This window comes from Sphingomonas sp. Leaf412, from assembly GCF_001425405.1.
Lineage (GTDB): Bacteria > Pseudomonadota > Alphaproteobacteria > Sphingomonadales > Sphingomonadaceae > Sphingomonas.
On the sequence record NZ_LMQP01000003.1, the window covers coordinates 1,384,481 to 1,386,298 of the forward strand.

Sequence of the window (1,818 nt, forward strand, 5' to 3'; positions counted from 1 at the left end):
AGCTCATGGCGCGGGCGGCACGACCGCATAGGCGGTGGGATCGTCAACGCCCGCGTCCACGAACCCCTTGTGGCGCAGGCGGCAGCTGTCGCAGCGGCCGCAATGCAGGCCCGCGGGCGTCGGATCGTAGCACGACCAGCTCAGCCCCATGTCCAGCCCCAGCCGCGCGCCCTCGCGTACGATGTCGGCCTTCGTCATATGCTGCAACGGCGCGCGGATGCGGAACGGCGCACCCTCCACCCCCGCCTTCGTCGCCAGTTCGGCCAGCGTCTCGAACCCGGCGATGAATTCCGGGCGGCAATCGGGATAGCCCGAATAATCGAGCGCGTTGACCCCGACGTACAGGTCGCGCGCGCCCGCCGCCTCCGCCCAGCCGAGCGCCAGGCTGAGGAAGATGGTGTTGCGCGCGGGGACGTACGTGACGGGGATGGTGTCGCCCACCCCGTCCTTGGGCACGTCGATGCTGCCGTCGGTCAGGGCGGAACCGCCGAACGCGCTCAGGTCGATCGGCAGGACGACGTGGCGCGTCGCGCCCAGCAGGGCCGCGATCCGGCGCGCGGCGGCGAGTTCGACCTGGTGCCGCTGGTTGTAGTCGATCGACAGCGCGAGCAGCGGATGCCCCGCCTCGCGCGCCAGCGCCGCCGATACCATCGAATCGAGGCCGCCCGAAACGAGCGCCACCGCAGGAGTCTGACTGGTCATGATCGCGCCGCCGCTATTCCCATCCGCGGCAAATCGCAACGAACGAAAAAAATGGGCCGCCCCGTCGGGCGGCCCAGGAAACCCTTTCGGGTCACTAGGGAGAAATCGTGCCGCGAAGAAGACCAGCACCAGGATCGTCTATCACGGCATAGGTTAACGCCGCTTAAACGGACGCGGGATCGTCCAGCCGCAGCGGGAAGACCGTCGAGCAGAAGGCACAGTCCACCGCGATCACGCCGTCGTCGTCCGCCATCGCGCGGCGCTCCTCCGCCGGGAATTTCTCCAGCACCGACCGGACGTGGTCGACCGAGCAGCGGCACCCGCGCACCAGCGGGGTCGAGGCGAGCACGCGCACCTCGTCCTCCTCGTTGAACAGGCGCCAGACCAGCGCCTCCAGCGCGATTCCCGGATCGGCCAGCTCGTCCGCCCCCATCGTGGAGCCCAAGGCGGCGACATGGTCCCATTCGGGATGATCGAGCCGCGTGTGCAACCGCTCGCGCCCGTCCTCGCCCTCGGGCAAATGCTGGAGCAGCAGGCCGCCCGCGACGCAGCGGCCATCGGCGTCCTTGGACAGGCCGGTGCGGACCAAGGTCGGGATCTGCTCCGACTGGTAGAAATAGCTTTCCACCGCCTGCGCCAGCGACTCGCCGTCGAGCGGCACGATCCCCTGATAGCGCTCGCCGGTGGTGGCGAGGTCGAAGGTGATGGCCAGATAGCCCTGCCCGAACAGCGCGAACAGCGTCGGGTCCGCCGGCGCCTCCGCCAGCCGGTCGGCATCGTACTGGACATACCCGCGCAACTCGCCGCCGCGATAGTCGCAGACGAGCAGGGTCACGACGCCCGCCTGCGTTTGGGTCTGGAGCGTCAGTTGCGCGGCGGGATCCTTCAGCGTCGCGCCGACCAATGCGGTCAGCGTCAGCGCGTCGGCCAGCAGCTTCTCGATCGCGGGCGGATAGGCATGCGCGGTCAGGATCGCGTCGAGCGCCGGCCCGACGCGCACGACACGGCCGCGGGCGTGGCGCGCGGGGATCGTGAAACCGAGCGCGCGGTCGATGTCGGGGGTGGTGGGAAGATCGGGGGTCATGAAGAATTCCGTCACCCCGGCGAAAGCCGGGG

At 69.6% G+C, this 1,818-nt stretch carries 2 protein-coding genes; both read right to left on the bottom strand.

From position 1 onward, the window contains the following. Positions 1-3: 3 nt before the first annotated feature. Positions 4-702, bottom strand: coding sequence for a 7-cyano-7-deazaguanine synthase QueC (queC, locus tag ASG29_RS13785; protein WP_055984949.1), 699 nt, complete (start codon positions 700-702; stop codon positions 4-6). 163 nt (positions 703-865) lie between these two features. Beyond that, positions 866-1,786: an Hsp33 family molecular chaperone HslO gene (locus tag ASG29_RS13790; RefSeq protein WP_055985694.1), complete on the bottom strand. Its 921-nt coding sequence runs from the start codon at positions 1,784-1,786 to the stop codon at positions 866-868. Between the last annotated feature and the right edge of the window lie 32 nt (positions 1,787-1,818).